We start from the raw sequence: 15,563 nt of genomic DNA, 5'->3' as shown, positions 1-15,563 counted from the left end.
GTTCGTACCGGTTCCCCCGGACACAACGGCCGATTCCCGAAGAGCGCCCACTACCTAGCGTCACTGGCATGACTTCATGGCCCCGTTTCACCGACACCCGGCTCTTCGTCACCGAGGCCGCGCGTGGTTTCCGTATCACCGGGGCGGTCGCACCCAGCAGCCGCCGACTCGCCGCCGCCCTCGCCACACCGGTCACCGAGCGGGCCGGACAACCGCTGGATGTACTGGAGGTGGGCGCCGGAACCGGCCCCGTCACCCGCTGTCTGCTGGCGCTGCTCGCCCCGGGAAGCACTCTGGACGTGGTCGAGGCGAACCCGCGCTTCGCCGCCGCACTGCGGAACGCCGTTCGTGAACACCGACCGGGCCGGGACGAACACGCGACGCACGCGCAGATGCGGGACCGCCACACGACGCATACGAAGGTGCGGGACGACCACCCCGGCGAGGCGCTCGTGCCAGTGCGGAGCGAGGACGGTGTCCGGGTCAGGATCCACGAAACGCGGATTGAGTACCTGAACACACGGCAGTCCTACGACGTCATCGTCTCCGGCCTGCCCTTCACCAATTTCGTCCCGGACACGGTGACTTCACTGATGGACCGATATATCGAACTGCTGCGCCCCGGCGGGTCGTTGACGTACTTCGCGTACCTGGGCACCGCCCCGGCCCGCAGACTCGTCGCCTCTGCGGGCGAAGCGGCCCGTCACCGGGCCGTCGAGACCGTGCTCGCCGGCTACCGGCAGCGCGGCAGTGCGGTAGGACGCACCGTCTGGGCCAACGTCCCGCCGGCACGTGTCTGGCACGTTCGTCCGACGCCCTCGCTCGCGCGCACCCGCGCCCTCGGCTGAGCGCTCAGAGCCGGTCGAGCTCGCCGTGGCTGACCGGATCCAGGCCACCGTGCCCCACCGGCGCGGACTCGCCCGCCACGATGGACATCCTGGGCCAACTCTTCGGTGTCACCGCCAACCGGGGTGGGTGCGGGGCCCCAGCCCCCTCTGTCGAAGGGGCTGCGCTACCCAGGTGTGGCAATCTGTGGTCAAGTCGGCTCAACCCAATGCCGACTCAACCGACTTTCTGACGGGATGCCACCACTCAAGCCATTCCGACTCGGCAGAGACTATGGCGACCCGACGACGTCGAGCCCTCGAAATCCCGCTCGGCCGCCGGCCGCTCCGGGAATCCGGTCGACGGTGTGCTTCTGCTTCTTCGGCCGGCGACTCGGATACGTCGAGGTCACCTGGGACCGAACGGCGCCGCATCGACGGACCGGAATCCACTCGCACGCGGGATCCGTGCGCACGGCGGTGGGCGGGACGCGTCGTCCCGGCCCTTCGTCGTGTTCGTTGTGCGGGCGCCGGTCAGAGTCCGGTCAGTACGGTGCGGTACCCGTCCGCCGGCGCGTGCTCCTGCATGTGCCCCGGTGGAGGGTCGGGTCAGGGCGAACGCGGTGACGAGAGGAGTGGTGGCCGCGACATCCAGGGCGGCGATCGTCCGTTTCAAGCGCACGTCTGGTCCTTTCCGGCGTGAGTCCGTCGCGCCGCGCAGCCTGTCTGAAGAGCCCGGGCTCCCCGCTGCCCAAAGTTGAGCGCGCACCCCGAGGCGCACCGTGCGCAGGCCGTACGCCGCAGTCGTCTCCCGGGGGGCCCGTCCGTTGCCGTTACGCTGTCCGGCGCACGCCGAGGATTCTCCTTGTCTTGCGGAGAGGTGGTTGGATTTGCTGTACATCGCGTTCTTGCGCGGGATGAATGTGCCGGGCCGTTCGGTGAAGATGGAGTACCTGCGCAGCCTGTTCACGGACATGGGATTCGGCTCCGTGCGCAGCTACATCCAGAGCGGGAACGTCTTCTTCGCCTCCGACGAGACCGACCGTGCCGTGCTCAGTGCCCAGATCGGTGACCATCTCAGAGGGATGCTCGGCTACGAGGTCGCGGTATGTCTGCGTACGGTCCCGGAACTGGAGGCGCTGATCGCGCTCGACCCGTTCAAGGACGTCACGGTCACCAACGACATGCGCTGCTGTGTCGTGTTCACGACCGAGCGGATCGATCCGGACCTGGCTCTGCCGCAGATCTCTCCGAAGAAGGACATGGAGATCATCGGCAGCACCGCGTACGACGCCTTTGTCGTCTGGTATCTGATCAACGGCAGGGCACCCGCGGCCAAGGGCTTCCAGGAACGCGCGCTGGGCCGCGACGCGACGACGCGCTACTTCCACACCGTGGTGAAGATTCTCGACGCGGCCAAGAAGGGTGCGCCCTGACGCACTTTCCGGGCCTTGCCGCCGCAGCCGGTACGGTCCCGGGTCTCCGTGACGCCGTCGGTGCAGAGCAGTAGCTGGTCGCCCGGGGCGAGAAGGCGACGGTTTCGATGCTGTAGTGGTCTCCGAGAAGGGCTCTGTCTGCGGCGAGTCGCTGTGCGGGGCCCGTGTCTCCGGGCCCATTGGCGTACCCCCTCACTGGCTCCGCCCACCTACACGGGAAGGGGTTGCTCGGCCCAGATGGTCTTGCCCGCACCGGTATGCCGCATTCCCCAGCGCTCGGTGAGCTGGGCGACCAGCATGAGGCCGCGTCCGCCCTCGTCGAAGATGCGGGCACGGCGCAGGTGCGGTGCGGTGCTGCTGGCGTCGGAGACCTCGCAGATCAGTGTCCTCTCCTTGATCAGCCGCAGCTGAACGGGCGCGGCAGCGTAGCGGATCGCGTTGGTCACCAGCTCGCTGACCACGAGTTCGGTGACGTAGGCCAGGTCGTCCAGCCCCCAGGCGTGCAGTTGGGCGGTCGCCTGAGAGCGGGCCGCGGCCACAATGGCCGGATCGACGGGAAGATCCCAGACGGCGACGTGCCCGCCGTCCAGGGCGCGGGTACGGGCGATGAGCAGCGCGACATCATCGGCGGGCTGCTCGGCGAGCAGAGCATTGAGCACGCGGTCACAGGTGGTGTCCAACGACGGAGCCGCGTCGGCGAGGGCCGTGCGCAGAGCGTGCAGGCCGGAGTCGACATCACGATCCTGTGCCTCGACAAGTCCGTCGGTATAGAGGCACAGGAGGCTGCCTTCGGGCAGTTCGCGTTCAACGGACTCGAATGGGAGCCCGCCGCCCAGGCCAAGTGGCGGGCCGGTGGGCAGTTCCAGGAAGTCCACCCTGCCGTCAGGGGTCACCAGAGCGGGCCAGAGATGGCCGGCGCTGGCGAGCGAGCACCTGCGGGAGATGGGGTCGTAGACCGCGTACAGGCAGGTGGCTCCGAGTTCTCCGAAGGGCGCCTCAGCTCCCGAATCGGGCCCGGATCCGAGCCGGACGACCAGGTCGTCCAGATGCGCGAGCAGCTCGTCCGGGGCCAGATCGACGTCAGCGAGGGCCCGTACGGCAGTGCGAAGGCGCCCCATGGCGGCGGAGGCGTGGATCCCGTGACCGACCACATCGCCGACAACGAGGGCGACGCGGGCGCCGGAGAGCGGGATCACGTCGAACCAGTCACCGCCGACACCGACCTTCGAGTCGGCGGGCAAATAGCGGCTGGCGACGTCGACAGCCGCCTGCTCGGCAATCCCCTGCGGCAGAAGGCTGTGCTGGAGGCCCAGACTCGTGGTGTGTTCGCGCGTGTAGCAGCGGGCGTTGTCCAGGCAGACTGCGGCGCGCGCTGAAAGTTCCTTGGCGATCTGCAGGTCGTCCTGCGCGTACGGCGCGGTGGACGGACCCAAACGGGCGAAGAGCACGACGCCGAGGTTGGTGTCGCGGCCGCGCAGCGGCACCACCATCAGGGAGTGCGCGCGGTGCCGCCCCACCCAGGCGGTCCAGTCCGGGTCGTGGGCCAGCCAGCGGGTGATGTCGGGATCGTCGACCTGGAGCACGGTGCCACGACCGGTGGCCAGGCAGCGAGCAACCGGCGAAAAATCCGGGTAGCGGGCCAACTCGCCGTCCGCGACGACAGCCTTCACGTCGGGGCGGGCGGCCGCACGCCGCAGCAGCAAGGGACCGTCGGTGGGAACAGCCGGAGGCTCGTCGCCGTGCAGCACGGCGTCGAGAAGATCGACCGAGACGAAGTCCGCGAGGGCCGGCACGGCTACGTCGGCCAGTTCCCGGGCGGTGCGGGCCACGTCCAGGCTGCTGCCGATACGCCTGCTGGCCTCATCGAGCAGCGCCAGACGTTCGCGGGCCGCGTGCTGCTCGGAGAAGTCGAGAGCGGCCAACTGCACGCCGTGTACCAGCCCGAGGGGGTCCTTGAGCGGGGTGAAGTGGATGACCCAGGCGTGCGCATGGGGCTCTCCCGGCACCTTGACGTAGTTCTCGATCTGCTCGGGCTCACCGGTACGCAACACGCGATCGACGGACCGCTCGGGGGCCCGGAAGGCAGGATCGGACATGTGCTCGGTGATCCGGAGCCCGCGAAGATCCTGCTCCGAGGCGGCGAGCTGCTTTGCCATCGGCTCGTTGACCCGCAGGAACCGGCCCTCGGTGTCGCAGATCGCCAGGGAGAACGGGGACTGGTCGAACGACCAGCAGAGCAGTGGGTCCATGTCGCGGTTCACCTCCTCCCGCACCTGGACGCCCTCCAGCAGCCAATCGGCTCGCCCGTCACCCGTGGGCAGCGGACGCGCCCGCAACCGGCACTCGACCGCGCTGCCGTTCCGGTGGCGGAGTACCACCCGACCGGTCCAATCCTCCTGCCGATCGAAACGCTCACGGACACCAGTGGGGAGGGGCGATGCAAGCAGCGCCGTCGCGGCCTGGCCGACGGCCTCACCGGCGGAGTAGCCGAGCAACTGTTCCGCACCGGTGCTCCAGCTGGTCAGCATCCCATCCGGAGTCACCACGGCCAGAGCCGCGGCGGAGGTGCGGGGGTCACGAGGCGTGCTCGCCGGTGTATCCATGGCCGATCCTCTCGCCTTCGAGTCCACTGCTGATTCAAGGATCTCTCGGTCCCGCCGCCAGATCGCGTCAAGCGGGATCGGACGTGCCGGACGCCGGAAATCGGACAAACCGGCGATCCGGCCGACGGTGATCACGGGTCTGGGGCGGCTTCCCCCGGACGGCCGACGGCTTGCGATCCGGTTGCCGGGAAGCCGCCGTGCCGCTGTTCTCGCAGTGGCATTGCACGGGCACGGCCGATTCCGCCGCCGGCCGCTCCAAACCCCGTCACTCCCTTTGACCCGCGCCGCACTTCCCGGTGGCGCGAGCGGAAATGTCGAATATATTCCGTTCTATGGGCGGCTATGCAGCCGGCGGTCCTCCAAGCGTTGGTTGGGAACTGCCGCCTACGGTCGTGCCCTGCTGGGTCGGCCGGCACACGGAATCCGATCGCGCCAGAGCCGTACGGCTTGCCACCTGGCTCCTGCCTGAGGGGAACCATGACTGACGAGACAGTCGCGACCCTGGATGAAGGGTGGAGCGGCGAAGGGTGCCCGGCGAGTGCGTTTGCTCGGCGGTCGTTTCTTCACGGTGCTGCCGCGGGCCTGGCCGGAGCGGCGGGCGGGGCCGCCTTGGGCAGCGGCGCGGCGCGCGCCGACACGGTGGCTGTCCCCAGGGCGCAACCGGAATCTCGTGTGATCCCCTTCCACGGCTATCACCAGGCAGGCATCGCCACTCTGCCCCAACAGGACGCGATTTTCGTCTCGTTCGACGTCACCGCCTCCGACCGTGCGGCACTCACCAACCTGTTCCGCACGCTGACCTCGCGAGCCCGTTTCCTCACGGCGGGCGGCAGGCCACCGAAGGTGCCCCCGACCGCACCGCCGACGGACAATGGCATCCTGGGACCCACGGTCGTGGCGGATGGTCTCACTCTGACAGTCGGAGTGGGCGCATCCCTCTTCGACAACCGTTATGGACTGAGCGCGCGCAAGCCGGTCCAGCTCGTCACGATGACTCCCTTCCGCCATGACGACCTGGACCCCGCGCTGAGCCAGGGTGACCTGCTGATCCAGATCTGCGCCGATCACCGCGACACGACGGTGCACGCACTGATCGACATCTTGATTCACACCAAGTCCGCGATGAAGCTGCGCTGGCGCATCGACGGCCAGCGCAATCCGGAGCGTCCGTTCGGTGTCAGGCGCGACTGGTTCGGCTTCAAGGACGGCATCTCCAACCCATCCGTCTCCGACGACGCCCAGATGAATCAGGTGGTCTGGGTCCAGCCGAAGAGCGCCGAACCCGCCTGGACCGCGGGTGGCACATACCACGTGGTGCGTATCGTACATTTCTTCATCGAGGCGTGGCAGAAGGTGCCCGTTGCCCAACAAGAGCGGATCTTCGGCCGCCGCAAGGCGAGCGGTGCCCCCATGTACGGCGTGGGCCAGGACGACACGGATCTTTTCGACCCCATCTACACCAACGACCCGTTGGGCGTGATCACCCCGCTGAACTCTCACATCCGCCTTGCCAATCCCCAGACTCCGCAGACCGCGGCGACCAGCACCATCCTGCGTCGCAGTTACGACTACGACCGGAGCCCCAACCTGCCGGAACTCGACATGGGGCATGCGTTCGTCTGCTTCCAGCAAGAACTCAACTCCTACATCGCCATGCAGACCCGGTTGGAAGGGGAAGCGCTGGTGCCGTTCATCAGCCCACGGGGCGGGGGCTACTTCTTCGCACTTCCTGGCGTCCGGGACGAGAAGGACTACTACGCCCGCGGGCTCCTGGCCTGACCTGAGCCGACCCCCGCCGCCGGGCAGCCGTCGGCGGGAACTCGCCCGATCCCGGACCGATCCATCGCAATGCGCACAGGAGGCGAGATGTTCTCTGCCCTGCGGACCCGAGTCGGCAGCGGCCGCCGGCGACCCGGTAGGACGCTCCGGCCGGCACTCGCCGCGGGCATCGGGATCCTGTTGATCTCCTGCACGCCCAGCGCCCCAGCCAAAAAGGTCTCTGCCCACGCGCCGGCCGTGCCCGGTACCGGTGCCAGTGCCAGTGCCAGTACCAGTACCGGTGCCAGTACCGGTACGGGTTCCGGTACCGGTGGCCGCGTGTATGTCACGAACCAGCAGGACAACACGCTCTCGGTGGTGGACGCCGCTACCTACAAGGTCGTCGCAACCGTGCCGGCGGGTGCGGCGCCGGAAGGCGTCGCGGTCGCCAAGGACGGCAAGCACGTGTACATCGCCAACAGCGGCTCGGCCCGGGTCTCGGTCGTCGACGCCCGGAACAACAAGATCGTCACAACCGTGCCGGTCGGGAAGAGCCCGACCGGTATCGGCCTCAGCCCCGATGGCAGGTCCCTCTATGTCACCAACGGCAGTTCCAACACCGTCTCGGTGATCGACACCCGAACCAGCCGGGTGGCCGCGACCATTCCGGTCGGTAAGTCTCCGGTGAGCGTGGCGTTCAGTCGTGACGGTGGCAGGGCCTACGTGGCGAACGCCGGGTCGGGCAACCTGTCGGTCATCGACACCCGCACGCGTCGGGTCGCCCGGCACCTCTCCGCGGGGCGCTCCCCGGTGGGCGTTGCCATCACGCCGGACGGGGAGTCGGCCTACGTCGCCGACGAAGTGGGAAAGCAGGTCCTTGTCGTCGCAACCCGTACCGGCAAGGCGACTGCCGTGCAGGTCGGCGATGGCCCCTTTGACGTGGCCGTCGGGCCCGACGGCCGCTTCGCCTACTCCGCCGATCTCGGCCCGGGCAACGTTTCCGTGATCGACACAGGCCGTCACCGTGTCTCGACGACCATTGCCCTGGGGCCGCCGGGCACCGACCCGTTCAACCTGGAAGTCACCAGCAAGGCTGTCTACGTCACGAACCAGGGAGCGGGCACCCTCACGGTCATCGATCCGACCTCCAACAAGGTCATCGCGACTGTCATCGTCGGCGCAAGCCCCTACGGCGTGGCAGTGAGCTGAGCCTCACCCTGCGCAGCGGCTCGCCCTCGTCATGTTCCGACCGTCCGTGGAACGAGAGGGATCTCTTTCGGGTGAGTCGTGGACCCGATCGGCAGGCTGACCGGCATCGCGCCGCTCATCGCGGAGCTGCAGATCCTGCACACCGCGTCGAACACCACCTGGGTGATCACCGCCACCCTTCTGGTGGCGGCCGTCCGTGTGCCGGTCGTCGGCCGCCTCGGCGACCTGATCGGCAAGCGCCCGCGGCTCGCGTACGCCGGTTGGATGATCCGGAGAGGCGGTACCGCGAGCCCTCGGTCGATGACGGGTTGCGCACGGTGCGTACCGGTGCACCAGCGCAGCTGCCAGCACGTCAGCGGTACTCCACGCGGCACCGAGCGGCCCGGCTTCGCACATCCGACGGGTCCGGCTCATCTCGGACGCGGCTCACGCCGCACCGGATGGCGCCGTCACCGGTGATGTGGTGTCCGGCGAAGGTGTGTGCCGGTGTCGGCGTGTCCGATGCCGTGCTCGGCCAGCGGGCCGGCACTCAGACCGAGGCGACGGCACTCGGAGAGCAGGCCGGGCAGCGCACTGAGCGTGGCTCGCCACGCGCCCGGCGTGCTCCATCCGTCCGCGTCGTGCAGCAGCACGGTGCCACCGCCGGTCAGATCTGCGAGGACCGATGCCCTTACGGAGCGGGCATCGGCATGCGCCGTCCAGTCCCGGCCCCATGCCGACCACAGCACCGGTCGCAGCCCGGCACGGCGGGCAGCAGCCAGGCGGCCGCCGGTGAGGATGCCGTAGGGCGGCCGGTACCACTGCGGGACGGTCCCGCAGATCTGCCGTACCGCGCCGGCGGTTCGCGTCACCTCCCGTACGTCGCGCAGCGGTGTGGGGAACCAGGGGCGCTCGTGATGCCAGCCGTGCACCGCAACCTCGTGACCGCCCGCCACCAGCGCCCGGCCGAGGGCTGGATGACGTTCCAGCGACTCGCCGACGACGAAGAAGGTGGCCCGCACCCGGTACTCGTCCAGGACCCGCAGAAAGTGCGGGGTGCTGGCCGGGTCCGGCCCGTCGTCGAAGGTCAGTGCCACGTGGGAAGAATGACCGCGGCCGTCCAGCGCGGGGCTGAGGATCCTCCGAACGGGCGGCAGCCAGGTGGCGGCGGGTCCCATGTGCCACGCGGCAGCCGCACCCGCGGCCACACCCAGAACGCGGGCCGCCGTGCCGGTTGACAGTGCTGTCCGCCCTGCGCCGGAGGGTCTTACCATCGCTGCCCGTCCTTTCCGGAGACCACGGGTGAACTGCTCAGATGCACACTGGCGCATGCGATGAGCCCGAGCGCCGCAGCCTCCGGCAGCACCCGCCAGCCCAGTTCGATCCGCTCCTCGAACAGCAAGACGCCCAGAATGACGCTCAGCAATGAGTCGCCGAGAGTCAGCGCGGGCTGCGACGCGGCCAGCGAGCCCGCCCGCAACGTGGCTTGCAGCATCAGGAAGGAGCTCAGGCCGACGGCCGCCGCCGTGTAGATCTGCCACGTTGCGAACAGCACCCCGACTCCGCCGGACACCGAGCCGAGCGAGTCCTTGATGAGCGCCGCCGTGAAGGAGAAGCCGATGGCGGTCGCTGACCCCAGTACCGCCGCACGGGCGGAGCTCCGCAGTCGCATTCCCACCATGATCAGCACGATCGACACAGCGGCGGTCGGCACAGCGCTGACCAGCCACTTGTGCGGCTCCACGGTGTCCACGCCGCCGGTCGGACTGGCCAGCAGGAGGAAGACCGTCAGGCCCAGCGCCATTCCGAGGAACGCTGCCCAGGTCCGCGCCCCGGGCGGCCGCCGGAAAAGGGCCGCAGCCAGCACCAGCGTGAACAGCAGCTCCGTCGTCATCACCGGCTGCACCACAGCCAGTGGCCCGGTCGCCAGAGCGAGGGCCTGCGCCAGCCCGGAGACGATCAGCAGTCCCGCACCCCAGCGCCAGGCCGGGCGGCGGACAAAGCCCAGCCTCCCGAGGCGATGGCTGCCCGTGAGACCGGGCAGGTCCGCCGTCGCGGCGTGGCGCTGCAGCACGGAAGCTGCGGCGTTCCCGAGCGCGGCGATCAGCGCCACCACCACGGAGACGGTGATCACGTGTCACCCACCCTCCGCGCGTGTCCGTGGCCGGAGGCCCGCTCAGCCAAAGCGCATGGCCAGCTTGCGGAAGAGCTGCGGGGCCATGCCCTGCAGTCGGCCCGGCATGGCCAGCCAGCGCGGCACGGTGATCTCGTCCGGGCCACCGACCAGCGCCTTCTCGACCGCCGCCGCCACCCGCTCGGCGGGTACCGGTCGTGGCCAGGACCGGGTGTACGGGGTGCCGCGACGGGTGAAGAACGGCGTGTCCACGGGACCCGGCAGCACCAGGCAGAGGCGGACGCCGGTGCCCCGGAGTTCGTAGCGCAGGCTCTCCGCGAACGCGATCAGCGCGCCCTTCGTCGCCGCGTACACCGCCTCGTCCCGAACACCGAACCGGCCGGCGACAGAGCCGATCAGCACCAGCCGGCCCGACCCACGGGCCACCATCTGCGGCAGCACCAGGCGGACGAGGTGGAGTACGGCGCTGAGGTTGACACTGACCAGGCGGTCCACCGTGGCCGGCGGCATGTCGGTGTACGCGCCCGCCCAGCCGAGCCCTGCTCCGGCGACGAGCGCGTCGACCCTGCCGCTGTGCGCCAGTGCCGCCCCGGCCAGCTTCCGGCAGCCCTCCTCGGAGGCCAGATCCATCGGCAGCGCGGCACCGGTGGTCCGGGCGGCGACACTGCCGAGCCGGCCCTCGTCCCGCCCGTTGAGCAGCAGTTCCCATCGCCCGTCGGCCGCGAGCCGTGACGCGATTTCGGCGCCGATACCGGAGGAGGCCCCGGTGATCAGCACGACCGGCCGCGGGCTGTTGGCAGGCGGACCGGGCGCAGACGACTGCGTCACGTCAGCCTTGGCTGCGGGGGTGGCGTGGGGTGGGGGGCTCTTGCGCATGGGCTTCCGTCCTCCGGGGCCGCCGACATCCTGGTGAAGCACTGCCTGTACCGGCCCTTACCGAGTCATCCTTCATGCAACCAGCGCAGCGGCAAACGCGCTCGGCCGCACCTGGGCTAACGGCCTGCCCGTCCGGGGTGGCGCACCGGCCGCAATGCGAGGGATATCCAGGAAGAGGAATATCCAAGAATGGGACGCCGGATTCTGATCGTCAGTGCGAGCATGGGCGCCGGACACGACGCGGTGGCCGCCGAACTGGCCGGACGGCTGCGGGCCGACGGCCATCTGACCGCTCGCGTGGACCTCCTCGACATGCTGCCCCCCGGCGCCGGGCGCGGGCTGCGTGCCGGGTACCGTACGACTCTCCGCCGCTGCCCATGGGCGTACGCGGCGGTCTACTCGGCATTCTTCCGCGATCGCGGAGACCAGGGCGACCGGAACAGCTGGGCGCCGAGCACCGGGCCGCTGGCCGCAGCCCTGGAGCCACGCCTGCGCGACGTCGTCGAACGCTGGCGCCCGGACGCGCTCGTCTCCACCTTCCACCAGGCTGCTCAGGTCGCGGGGCGGCTACGCGCCCGGGGCGGTGACTGCCCGCCCAGCACGGTTGTGGTCACCGACTTCGCCGTGCACCGGCAGTGGCTCCATCCGAGCAACGACCTGCACCTGTGCCTGACCGAGGCCGCCGCCGCACGAGTCCGCGCGAGGACCGGACGCCCGGCGGAGGTGTGCGGCCCCGTCGTGCCCCCGGCCTTCGCCGCCGCCGCGCAGGAGAACCCGGGCGGGCGGCCGTCCCGCTGGGCGCGGGAGTTCGCGCGGCGCGGCTCCGGCCGTCCGGCTGTGCTGCTTTCGGCCGGCGCCTGGGGTGTGGGCCAGGGGCTGACGGCCACCGCGCTCCTGCTCGCCGGTACCGGCCGGCTACCGGTGCTGCTGTGCGGCAAGGACGAACGGCTGCGGGCCCGCGCTGCGATGCTCCCCGGCGTCCTGGCGCTGGGCTGGGTCGAGGACCTGCCCGACCTCATGGCAGCATCGAGCGCCCTGGTGGACAACGCAGCGGGACAGACGGCCGTGCAGGCCCTCGCCGCCGGTGTACCGGTCGTCGGATACCGGCCGATCCCCGGCCACGGCGCCGACGGCGTCGTTGAGATGGCCACCGCAGGCCTCACCGAACATGCTGCAGACGAGACCGCGCTGCTCCGCTCACTGGACCGGCTGCTGCGCGCCGGCCCCGAGCGGGACCGACGGATCGCCGCCGGGCAGGCTGTCTTCACCGCGGACGCGGCCGAAATGGTCGCCTGCTGAGCGTGCCGGGCCGGCGCCGGCGCCGTAGCCGCGCACGACTCGCCGCGGCGAGGTCACCATGTGCTGCCCTTGCGCAAAGCCTCTCGGTGGGTCCATCTGCCGGAGACGTACGGCAACTCGAGGGGCAGCCACAACCGGCTGCGGAGCGGGCCGTCGACGGCACCTGGGAGCACCTGGGCACCGCGCAGACGCCCCGGGCCGACGCGGATGAGGACCTGAATCGGGTCGTCGCGGCGGAGCCCCACGATCGTGCGGATCCCGGCCGGGGGCTCGCAAAAAAGCCCCGTCCGGCAAGGGATCACGCCCGCGGCCCGTCCCGCGGCGGACTGACCGCGAAGATCCGTCTCAGGGCAGAAGGCAGCTGTCGGCCACCCGCTTGCCGTCCCACCGCTGGAAAGGGCCGGTGACGCACCCGCCTTCCCGGGCGGTGAGCCCGCGGTCCGCTGGGTCGGGAAGTGCCTGCCGGTGCCGGTTGACTGCGACAGCGGGGCGTCGCTGTGGCCCCCGGAAGGGATGCGGCCCGGCTGGGTGATCAGACGGGGCACGACGACCGACCTGTCGTGCATGTTCTGCGGGAACCTGCGCCGTTCCCGGCGTCGTGGAACGGCTGCGCACCGAGCACGAGACGCACCTCATGTTCGTGCGTGCGGGCTACGACGCGGCCGACGACGACCCCGCGCTGCGGCACCCCGAGGAGTACGCGGCCCTGCACCACGCCCCCTCGCCCGCAATCGCGCCATCGTCCGCCGCCGCGACGAGCACCGCATCGGCGACGCCGTGCTCCGCCGACTGCGGGCCGGACTCGGCATCGAGGGAATACGGGTGCCGCGGCCCCCGCCGGTGGAGTGACCCGCCTCGCTCGAAGCAGGCTGGGGAGCAGCGCCTCGTCCGGCTGCCCGGGGGTGGCGACCAGCGTGTCGTCGGCCAGCGGGACGCGGACGTACTCTGCCTGACAGCCGTTGATGAACTCGCGGTGCCGGCAAGAGGTCTGGTAACCCGCCTGGCAGATCGGGCAGGCGTTGTCCGAGGCGAAGAACGAGCCGATGCCGAACTGGCCCGGCCGGACGGCGCTGACTGCGGACGGCGGCCCTGCGACGCCGCTACCGGCCCACCGTCGCGGTGACACTGGTGCGGAGGGTCTGGACCGGCCGTTCCAATTCGACATTGAACTGGGCCCCGGCCAGCAGAGCGAGATTGGTGAACCAGACCCAGATCAGGAAGACGACGAGCCCGGCGAGCGATCCGTACAACCGGCTGTAGGAACCGATGTGGGTGGCGTACAAGGTGAACCCGGCCGATGCCACGAGCCACAGGGACGCGGCGAGCACCCCTCCGGGCAGCCCGCGCCGCAGGCCCCTGGCCGCCGCCGGACCGGTACGGAACAGCACCGTGATCAGACAGGCGACGAGGAACAGCAGGATGGGCCACTTGAGCACTGTCCACACCGTGTCACTTGCGTGCGCGAGGCCCATCCGGTGTCCCAGCCAGTGGGCCAACGGCCCGGTCAGCACGAGCGCGAACGCGCTGGTCATCAGCAGCAGGAGCAGTCCGACGGCGGTGGTCACGATGATGTGCGCCCTGCGCAGCGCGGGCCGTGTGTCGCGTACGTGGTACAGGGCGTGCAGAGCACGGCGGAAGACGGCCAGATAGCTGGAGGCGGACCAGACGGCGCTGACGGTCCCCGTCGCGACCAGCAGCCACACGGCGCCGCGTTCCTGGGTCGCGGCCTCCAGGGGTCCGCGCAGCGCGGCGCCGGACTCCGCGGGGGCGATGGCCGTGATGTCGGCGATCAGCGCGCCGGTCGCCCGGGGGCTGGCCACGCCGATGAGGGCGACGGTGACCAGCAGCGCGGGGAGCAGGGCGAGGATGGCGTAGTACGTCAGGGCGGCGGCCCAGTCCGAGAGGTCGTCGTTCCACAGGGAGACGGGGGTGCGGCGCAGGGCGGCCCGGTAGTGGGCCGCCCGCCCCGAGGGCGCGCCCTGGCGGGGGACGCGTCCTGAGGCAGTGGGTGCGGTCTTGCTGGGCACGCTGGTCTCCGGTGGACGTGGTCAGGCACGGCGCGGCCTGGCGGCGCCGGGGGAGGCAGCGGATCCCCCGGGGTACGGACACCCTTTGCTACCACTTTTCCTCCTGCCTCCGATCACGGGCCGTACTCCTGCCGGGTCCAGAGGACCGGCGGGGTGCCCCCATGCGTGTGGTCAAGTTCGGCGGCCGGTCCGGGCACCCTGCTGCCCCTTTCGGTACCGGACCCCCGCCCGGCCGCACCGCGAAGAGGAACGCGCACGTCCCTACCGCGTGGTGGGCGCGTTCCTTCGAGCTCATGCGGCTGGCCCGCGCCGACTGCGATCTGCTCGCCGCCGACGTCCCATGGGTGCGCGGCGATCCGCCATCCGTTGAGCCGAAGCCTCCCGCGGCGCGCGACCGGTCCGACAGGGCGTGAGGCGTACGCGACGCCGGGATGTGGCACGGTGAACATGCTGTCAATGGATCACCGAGAATGGATCACCGAGAAGGAGATTCCGTGTCGAATCCACCGCTTCCCGAGACCGCGGTCGCCATGCTGAAGAAGCCCAACCCAGCCGTCATCGCGACGCTTCGGCCCGACGGCCAACCAGTGTCCACGGCCACCTGGTACCTCTGGGACGACGGCCGGATCCTGGTCAACATGGATGAGGGCCGCAAGCGGCTCGAACACATCCGGAACGACCCCCGGGTCACGCTCACCGTACTCGACGAGGAGAACTGGTACACCCACATCAGCATCATCGGACGCATCGCCGAACTGCGTGAGGACAAGGACTTCACCGGCATCGACCGGCTGGCCCAGCAGTACCTCGGCAAGCCGTACCCCCAGCGGGACCGCGGCCGGGTCAGTGCCTGGATCGAGATCGACCGCTGGCACGGCTGGGGCACGCTCAAGGAGAACAGCCAGCCCGGCTGACGTGTGCGCCGCGGCGTCCGGCAGACACACGCTCTGCGCGGCCGGGATCACCAGGTACGTTCCGTACGAGGGTGATTCTTCATCGTGCGATCGCGCGCATCGGACGCCGTACAGGGGCGGGGACCGTGAAAGGCTGCCACGATCGTGTTCGTGGCGGCATCGGGCTGACGCGTGGGCGCGCGGACCTGCGGGAATCCTGCCGCGCCCGTGGGTCGGTCCACGACGCGACACGTGGTCTGGGTCAGGGGAGACCCGGGCCCCGCTGACGCCGACCGGCAGCCTGCGTTCGGCCCGCCGTGTCGTGGAGGACAGCCGGCCTCTTCGGCGGGTTTGTCGTTCAGGTCCTGCGGGCCGGGGCGCCGGATGTCGGCATGCACGGCACCGCAGCTGCGCCGGGTTCCCGTCTCACCTCATGAGGCCGGAGCGGCCGGTTCCGGGAGCGGGGGGGGCGCCCGGGTGAGCGCGCCCCGCCCGGTCCCGGGCACAAGCCCGGGCGGGCGGGGC

Annotated in this window: 12 protein-coding genes and 1 pseudogene; 7 read left to right on the top strand and 6 right to left on the bottom strand. The window is 70.4% G+C overall.

The window, feature by feature from the left end:
• The first annotated feature begins 68 nt into the window (after positions 1-68).
• A complete protein-coding gene (locus AB0I23_RS07060) occupies positions 69-848 on the top strand; it encodes a class I SAM-dependent methyltransferase (RefSeq protein ID WP_359107606.1) in 780 nt (259 codons plus the stop codon).
• Positions 849-1,708: 860 nt separating this feature from the next.
• Complete coding sequence (locus AB0I23_RS07055; protein WP_359107604.1) at positions 1,709-2,260, top strand: DUF1697 domain-containing protein; 552 nt, start codon at positions 1,709-1,711, stop codon at positions 2,258-2,260.
• A gap of 209 nt (positions 2,261-2,469) precedes the next feature.
• Here the strand turns inward: AB0I23_RS07055 and AB0I23_RS07050 are convergent, their stop codons facing one another.
• A complete protein-coding gene (locus tag AB0I23_RS07050) occupies positions 2,470-4,863 on the bottom strand; it encodes a SpoIIE family protein phosphatase (protein WP_359107602.1) in 2,394 nt (797 codons plus the stop codon).
• Between the two features lie 672 nt (positions 4,864-5,535).
• Between AB0I23_RS07050 and AB0I23_RS07045 the strand changes: the two genes are divergently transcribed.
• The 3 genes from AB0I23_RS07045 (at position 5,536) to AB0I23_RS07035 (ending at position 8,289) form a co-directional block, all read left to right on the top strand.
• The gene (locus tag AB0I23_RS07045; RefSeq protein ID WP_359107600.1) at positions 5,536-6,642 is read left to right on the top strand and encodes a Dyp-type peroxidase; all 1,107 of its coding nucleotides are present in this window, start codon (positions 5,536-5,538) and stop codon (positions 6,640-6,642) included.
• Positions 6,643-6,711: 69 nt separating this feature from the next.
• Complete coding sequence (locus AB0I23_RS07040; RefSeq protein WP_359107598.1) at positions 6,712-7,830, top strand: beta-propeller fold lactonase family protein; 1,119 nt, start codon at positions 6,712-6,714, stop codon at positions 7,828-7,830.
• A 78-nt stretch (positions 7,831-7,908) separates the two neighbouring features.
• Positions 7,909-8,289: a hypothetical protein gene (locus tag AB0I23_RS07035; RefSeq protein WP_359108047.1), complete on the top strand. Its 381-nt coding sequence runs from the start codon at positions 7,909-7,911 to the stop codon at positions 8,287-8,289.
• Here AB0I23_RS07035 and AB0I23_RS07030 read toward each other — a convergent pair.
• The 3 genes from AB0I23_RS07030 to AB0I23_RS07020 are packed head-to-tail and all read right to left on the bottom strand — an operon-like array spanning position 8,280 to position 10,819.
• Positions 8,280-9,083 carry a polysaccharide deacetylase family protein gene (locus AB0I23_RS07030; protein WP_436846888.1) on the bottom strand — a complete coding sequence of 268 codons (804 nt, stop codon included), beginning with the start codon at positions 9,081-9,083 and terminating at the stop codon, positions 8,280-8,282. The genes AB0I23_RS07035 and AB0I23_RS07030 overlap by 10 nt on opposite strands.
• Positions 9,077-9,943 carry a DMT family transporter gene (locus tag AB0I23_RS07025; RefSeq protein WP_359107594.1) on the bottom strand — a complete coding sequence of 289 codons (867 nt, stop codon included), beginning with the start codon at positions 9,941-9,943 and terminating at the stop codon, positions 9,077-9,079. Before AB0I23_RS07025 ends, AB0I23_RS07030 begins: the two co-directional genes overlap by 7 nt.
• Positions 9,944-9,985: 42 nt before the next feature.
• Positions 9,986-10,819 (bottom strand): SDR family NAD(P)-dependent oxidoreductase, encoded by an 834-nt coding sequence (locus tag AB0I23_RS07020; RefSeq protein ID WP_359107592.1) that lies wholly within the window; start codon positions 10,817-10,819, stop codon positions 9,986-9,988.
• 189 nt (positions 10,820-11,008) lie between these two features.
• On the opposite strand from AB0I23_RS07020, the gene AB0I23_RS07015 reads away from it, so the two are divergent.
• A complete protein-coding gene (locus AB0I23_RS07015) occupies positions 11,009-12,118 on the top strand; it encodes an MGDG synthase family glycosyltransferase (protein WP_359107590.1) in 1,110 nt (369 codons plus the stop codon).
• Between the two features lie 847 nt (positions 12,119-12,965).
• Here AB0I23_RS07015 and AB0I23_RS07010 read toward each other — a convergent pair.
• Positions 12,966-13,193: pseudogene (locus tag AB0I23_RS07010) on the bottom strand (IMP dehydrogenase); the annotation flags it as partial.
• A 25-nt stretch (positions 13,194-13,218) separates the two neighbouring features.
• The gene (locus AB0I23_RS07005) at positions 13,219-14,145 is read right to left on the bottom strand and encodes a YihY/virulence factor BrkB family protein (RefSeq protein WP_359107589.1); all 927 of its coding nucleotides are present in this window, start codon (positions 14,143-14,145) and stop codon (positions 13,219-13,221) included.
• Positions 14,146-14,639: 494 nt separating this feature from the next.
• Here AB0I23_RS07005 and AB0I23_RS07000 point away from each other — a divergent pair, with 494 nt between their 5' ends.
• Complete coding sequence (locus AB0I23_RS07000; RefSeq protein WP_359107587.1) at positions 14,640-15,059, top strand: PPOX class F420-dependent oxidoreductase; 420 nt, start codon at positions 14,640-14,642, stop codon at positions 15,057-15,059.
• The last annotated feature ends 504 nt before the right edge of the window (positions 15,060-15,563 follow it).

The organism is Streptomyces atratus, from assembly GCF_040655115.1.
GTDB lineage: Bacteria > Actinomycetota > Actinomycetes > Streptomycetales > Streptomycetaceae > Streptomyces > Streptomyces atratus_D.
Note: the sequence above shows the minus strand (reverse complement) of the source record. Positions and strands in the feature narration are given on the sequence as shown.